General features: G+C 59.5%; 5 protein-coding genes. 3 read left to right on the top strand and 2 right to left on the bottom strand.

The features are described from left to right. Positions 1-644: 644 nt before the first annotated feature. Positions 645-2,294, bottom strand: coding sequence for a hydroxylamine reductase (hcp, locus tag KOL99_RS21310; protein ID WP_216512473.1), 1,650 nt, complete (start codon positions 2,292-2,294; stop codon positions 645-647). 167 nt (positions 2,295-2,461) lie between these two features. Here hcp and KOL99_RS21305 point away from each other — a divergent pair, with 167 nt between their 5' ends. Next, complete coding sequence (locus tag KOL99_RS21305) at positions 2,462-2,629, top strand: hypothetical protein (protein ID WP_216512472.1); 168 nt, start codon at positions 2,462-2,464, stop codon at positions 2,627-2,629. A 3-nt stretch (positions 2,630-2,632) separates the two neighbouring features. Here the strand turns inward: KOL99_RS21305 and KOL99_RS21300 are convergent, their stop codons facing one another. Then, positions 2,633-3,286 carry a hypothetical protein gene (locus tag KOL99_RS21300; RefSeq protein WP_216512471.1) on the bottom strand — a complete coding sequence of 218 codons (654 nt, stop codon included), beginning with the start codon at positions 3,284-3,286 and terminating at the stop codon, positions 2,633-2,635. Between the two features lie 617 nt (positions 3,287-3,903). Here KOL99_RS21300 and KOL99_RS21295 point away from each other — a divergent pair. Together KOL99_RS21295 and KOL99_RS21290 are read left to right on the top strand one after the other, a co-directional pair. Then, complete coding sequence (locus KOL99_RS21295; protein ID WP_216512470.1) at positions 3,904-5,307, top strand: cbb3-type cytochrome c oxidase subunit I; 1,404 nt, start codon at positions 3,904-3,906, stop codon at positions 5,305-5,307. Positions 5,308-5,319: 12 nt separating this feature from the next. Continuing rightward, entirely contained in the window at positions 5,320-6,183 is an 864-nt protein-coding gene (locus KOL99_RS21290; protein ID WP_216512469.1) for a cbb3-type cytochrome c oxidase subunit II, read from the top strand.

Below are 6,183 nucleotides of genomic sequence, written 5' to 3'. Positions count from 1 at the left end.
GGCCTCCTTGAGGATCGAGACGATCTGTGTCTCAGTGAAGCGTGACTTCTTCATGTGAAACCTCCTGGCGTTAAATAATGCCAGAAAGCTCTACTTTTCAAGTGTCTATTTCCAGGGGAAGCTTACGCACCCATCTTACGGTGAAATTCACCCTGCTTTTGCATCAATAAGGGCCTTTCGATTAGAACGCTAGGGGCCTTCGAATTAATGAGTGGTTCGCGCAATTTTAAATACGACCTTGTTTAAATTAACTATGGGCTTGTTTAAATTAACCACGACCTTCGTTTTGGTAACTATGCTCCTACTTAATCTGAAGAGGGGGGTGAAAATTTGAAATGCGAGGTGGGAATGCAAAAAGCGCGGGCGTGCGGAAACTGACGAGACTCGGCTTGGAATGTGGGCGGCGGTTACAAATTCAAATCCCCCCTGTCCCCCCTTCGCAAAAGGGGGGAACTTGACTTCTACTGAAGCGCTTCGTGGCAAATTTACTGCTGATCGCAGAGTCCCCTTCTGCTCCACAGAAATACAGGAAGAAAAAAAGGCGCCAGGTCTGCCCGGACCTGGCGCTAAAGGAGCTACATCTGCTCTGGTGCTGCGTGCTGCAAAGAGGACCGGTTCCTTTGGGACCGGTCCCCTCCCTTTGTTTACTGCCCGAGGCTCGCCTTCAGATCCGCATCCACGGTCCCGATCTGGCCGATGTTGAAGTTGTCGACCAGGAACTGCAAGACGTTGGGCGACAGGTAGGCGGGAAGCGCCGGACCGAGCTTGATGTTCTTGACGCCCAGGTACAAAAGCGACAGCAGGATGACGTGCGCCTTCTGCTCGTACCAGGAGAGGATGAAGGAAAGCGGCAGGTCATTGAGGCCGCAGTTGAACGCGCCGGCGAGCGCCGAGGCGATCTGCACCGCGGAATAGGCGTCGTTGCACTGGCCGACGTCCAGAAGACGCGGGATGCCGCCGATGTCGCCAAACTCCAACTTGTTGAAACGGTACTTGCCGCAGGCCAGGGTCAGGATGACGCAGTCCTTGGGCACCTTCTCGGCAAACTCGGTGTAGTAGTTACGCCCACTCTTCGCGCCGTCGCAGCCGCCGATCAGGAAGAAGTGCTTCACCGCCCCCGCCTTGACCGCATCGATCACCTTGTCGGCCACACCCAATACGGCGTTGTGTCCGAAGCCGGTCAGGATCTCCTGGCCCGGCGCGTCGGGGAGGTCCGGGCACTCAAGGGCCTTGTTGATCACCTCGTCGAACTTCCAGCCGGTCAAGTGCTTGGCACCGGGCCACCCTACCTCGCCCCAGGTGAAGAGGCGGTCCTTGTAGCTGTCCGCCGGGCGCTGGATGCAGTTGGTGTTGAAGATGATGGCGCCGGGGAAGTTCGGGAACTCCTTGGCCTGGTCCTGCCACGCGCCCCCGAAGTTGCCGTAGAGATGCGAGTACTTCTTGAGGCCGGGGTAGCCGTGGGCCGGGAGCATCTCGCCGTGGGTGTAGATGTCGATACCCTTCCCCTCGGTCTGCTTCAAGAGTTCCTCGAGCATGCGCAGGTCGTGGCCGGAAACGAGAATGCCTTTGTTCTTCCGGGTGCCGAGCTGGACCTTGGTCGGGACCGGGTGCCCGTAGTGCTCCACGTGCCCGGTGTTCAGCATCTCCATCACCTTGATGTTCAGCTTGCCGCACTCCATGGCGATGCCCACGAAGTCCATGAGCCCCTTTGTGGTGTCGGTGGTGGCGGCGAGCGCCTTGTGGAAGAAGGCGAACACCTCTTCGTCGGTCTTGCCCAGGATGATGGCGTGTTCCGCGTAGGCGGCCATCCCCTTCAGACCGTAGATGATGATCTCGATGGCGGAGAGGATGTCGGGGTCGCTGTGCTGGCTCTTCACGCCGTGCGCCTGCCCCTGGGCCACCAGCCCCTCCAGGTTGTCGGCGATCACCCACGCGGCCGGGCCGTCGGTGATGGCGGGAGCCGCCGCGCCGTTCTTCGCGCGATAGGCGGTCTCGTACATCGCCTTCACCTGCTCCTTCAGGTCGTAGCACTTCCTCAGCTTGCCGGCCAGTTGCACCGGATCGAAATCAACGTTGGTGACGGTGGTGAAAAGCCCCTCGATGAGGAACATGTCGGCGACCGTGTTACGCTCGTTCAGTTCCCTTGCCTTGTCAGCGTAAATGGCCAGGCCTTTCAGACCGTACATCATCAGGTCCAAAAGCGCCGCGACCTCGGGATTCTTGCCACACACACCCACGACCTCGCAACCGGTCCCCTTGGCGGCCTGCTCACATTGGCGGCAAAACATCGACATACGATCCCCCTTTTCTATTGAACTCACTAGGAAATTTCGAAAACTGTTTTACTATATCTGGAAAGATTTCCATTTCAACAGTGGGCAGGCTAAAAATCGAATTAAATCAAACTAATAGGAAGCACTGAGACAGAAAAGTCATTGTCAATGTCAGAGGAGAACCGGAAATGGGCAAGGATACTAAGACACTATGCAAGTGGGACAAGGACGAGATAAAGGACAACCTGAAGGAACTCAAGAAGATCGTCGCGGAGCCGCGCTACGTCTGCAAGAAATGCGGACGCGCGGCGAAGAAGGAGGATCACCTGTGCAAGCCGGAATCTCTGGACAAGTAGGAGCTAGGAGGGGTGCGTGGGTTCGCCCGGCACCTCGCTGAGCCATTTCATCATCATGCCGCTCACCGGGTTGCGCCTGCGGAACTCGTTGCGCACGTAGTCCATGAGCTTGTTCAACAGGTCTTCGAACTGCCCCCATTCTTTTTTCAGGTCGTCCACGGCGAGCGGGTTCTGCGGCTCCCTCTGCACCCGGCGCAGCAGTTCCTCCAGGCGCTCCTGTCCCGTCTTCTGCTGGGTCAGCATATCCTTCACCGTCCTGGTGAATTCCTCGGAGAAGAAGAGCCCCTGTTTCTGGAATGTCTCTGAGAAGTGTTCCCCGGTCCCCCTGATGGTCCTTAGCTGTTTCTCCGCCTGGGCGCGCTCACCTTCCCCGAGCGACGCCATGAACTCCCGCCCCAGCCGCAACTGGTCGATCAGGGTGGCGTAGAGCCGCGCCAGCGCATCGGACTTGTTCTCCTGCTGGACGATCTGCTCGCAAAGCCCCTCCCGGAACAGCTTCACGGCCCTCTCCGTCTCGTTTCTCATGCGCACCCTGAATTCCTGGCAACTCTGCTGGGTGACCTGCCGGATGAAAAAGTTGACCGCCCAATAGGTGGCGCCGAGCCAGATAACGAGCAGGGTCGCCCCCGCCGCAAAGTAGTAGATCGCTTCACTCATATGACTCCTCCGGGCCCAAGCACCCACGGTGTAGGGGTGCAGGCACGATCAACAAGGATGGAGACACGCCTCTGTCAAAGCGAGGCGTCCTGATACTGTGCATATCGGCATCTGTGGCGGTTTCTGCAGGCAAAAGAGGGGGATGGACTGGACAAGAAGCAAATTCCCCCTGTCCCCCCTTCGCAAAGGGGGGGACGCTGGTTCACGTACAGCGGTTGTAGTCATCATTTTCCACGGTCAAAGGGGGGGACGCTGGTTCGCGTGCAGCGGTTGTAGTCATCATTCTCCACGGTCAAGGGGGGGACGCTGGCTCAGGTGCGGCGCTTCGTGGGCTACATAGTGGACAGATATGGAATGACCGCGACTCCCTGAGAACCAAAATGAAGTCGTATACAGGGTGATCGCTTGCTAAACGGCGATTACAACTTAAACTAACACTTTGTTATTGCAGCATCATTGGACCTTACTCTGGCAAGACGTTCTACCCTCCAGATAAAATCGCGGCAGTTCCGATATTTAAGACATAAACTCGCGGCGACTAAGCGACGGGTGTCGGCTCAACATCCCGGACGTTCAGATATTGTCCGCACTGATCCATTCATCTCCAGGAGGACGGCATGAACCAACAGGAAGGGTACGCTGACGACATCGTCAAGGGGTTTGTGATCTGGAGCATGGTATGGGGACTGGTGGCCGTGCTGGTCGGCGTCTTCATCTCATTCCAGATCGCCTTCCCGCAGCTCAACTTCCCCCCCTACCTCACCTACGGCCGCCTGCGCCCGATCCACACCAACGCCGGCATCTTCGGTTGGGGCATCGGCAGCTTCATGGCCTTCTTCATCTACATAACCCAGCGCCTGACGCGAACGAGCCTCTGGAGCCCCGGCCTCGCCAAGGCCCAGCTCTGGCTCTTCAACATCGTGATCGCGCTGGCCGCGGTGACGCTGGCGATGGGGATGAACCGCTCCAAGGAGTACGCCGAGCTGGAATGGCCGGTGGCGAGCCTGGTGGTGGTGCTCTGGGTCATCTTCGCGGTGAACATCGTGATGACCATCGTGAAACGGCGCGAGGAGCAGATGTACATCTCGCTCTGGTACATCCTTGCCACGCTGGTCGGGGTCGCCGTGCTCTACCTGGTCAACAACGCCGCCATCCCGGTCTCGCTCACCAAGTCCTACTCCGCCTACGCGGGCGCCAACGACGCCAACGTGCAGTGGTGGTACGGGCACAACGCGGTGGCCATGGTGCTCACCACGCCGCCTCTGGCCATTTTCTACTACTTCCTCCCCAAGGCGACCGGGGTCCCCATCTACAGCCACCGCATGAGCGTGGTCGCCTTCTGGAGCCTCATCTTCATGTACCTCTGGACCGGCGCGCATCACCTCTTGTGGGCGCCGGTGCCGGACTGGGTGCAGACGCTCGCCATGGGCTTCTCGGTGATGCTGATCGCCCCCTCCTGGGCCGCGGTCTTCAACGGCTACTTCTCCATGAACGGCCAGTGGCACCAGATGCGCGAGAACTACCTGGTCAAGTTCCTGATCTTCGGCATCACCTTCTACGGGATGCAGACGCTGCAGGGGCCGTCCCAGTCGATCCGCACCTTCTCCGCCTTCATCCATTTCACCGACTGGGTGCCGGGGCACGTGCACATGGGGACCCTGGGGTGGGTGTCGCTGGTGCTCTTCGCCGCCATCTACTACACGATCCCCAGGCTCTACCACACCGAGATCTACAGCATCCCCCTGGCGAACGTGCACTTCTGGCTGGTCCTCACCGGTCAGCTCATCTTCTCCATCACCATGTGGATCGCCGGGGTGCAGCAGGCGGCCATGCTGAACGCCACCAACCCGGACGGGAGCCTCCACTACAGCTTCATCGAGACCATGGTGGAGCTTTACCCGTACTGGCACATGCGGGCGCTGGGCGGGGTGATCTACCTGGCCGGGCTCCTCGTCTTCCTCTACAACATCTACCAGACCATCAACGGCGGCAAGACCCAGGCCGCGGCGCAAAGAGCCTAGGGAGGAGACGCCATGATAGAGAAGAAACCGATCATATTCCTGCTCCTGGCAACCGCCACCATCCTGGTTGGCACCATCATCACCATGGTGCTCCCCTTTAGGTGGATCAACGACCCGAAGCTCGCCATCGCCTCGGTGAAGCCCTACACCCCGCTGCAGCTCGAAGGGAGAGATATCTACATCCGCGAAGGGTGCAACAACTGCCACACCCAGACGGTGCGCCCGCTCCTCTCCGACACCGAGCGCTACGGCGAGTACTCCAAAAGCGGCGAGTTCGTCTACGACCAGCCCTTCCTGTGGGGCTCCCGCCGAAACGGACCGGACCTCGCCCGCATCGGCGGGAAGTACCCGGACGCCTGGCACGTGAAGCACATGAAGGACCCGCGTTCCATGGTGCCGCGCTCCAATATGCCCGCCTACGACTTCTTGAACCGGCCGCTCGACACGAGCCTCTCCGAGCGAAAGATGAAGGCGCTCAAGTTCCCCTACACCCAGGCGGACCTCGACGCGCTCAAGGGTAAGAGCGAGATGGACGCCATCATCGCCTACATGCAGAAGGTGGGCAACGACATCCCCTGGAGAAAGACCGGGACGGCCGCTGTCCTTGGCGAGCTGAAGAACCCGTTCCAGGACAACATGAGCGTGCTCCCCGAGGGGCAGAAGCTCTACGCCGAACACTGCGCGCAATGCCACGGCATCGAGCTCGCGGGCGAGGTGGGGCCGGACTTGCGCGACCTGGACCAGCCCGATGCGAAGGTGTTCGCCACCGTCTTCAGCGGCATCGCGGCGGGCGGCATGCCGGCCTTCGGCGACACGCTTGGCAAGGAGCGGACCTGGAAGGTGGTCACCTACCTTAAGTCCGTGCACAAACACTGA

It is taken from the genome of Geomonas azotofigens (assembly GCF_018919395.1).
GTDB classification, from domain to species: Bacteria; Desulfobacterota; Desulfuromonadia; order Geobacterales; family Geobacteraceae; genus Geomonas; species Geomonas azotofigens.
Note: the sequence above shows the minus strand (reverse complement) of the source record. Positions and strands in the feature narration are given on the sequence as shown.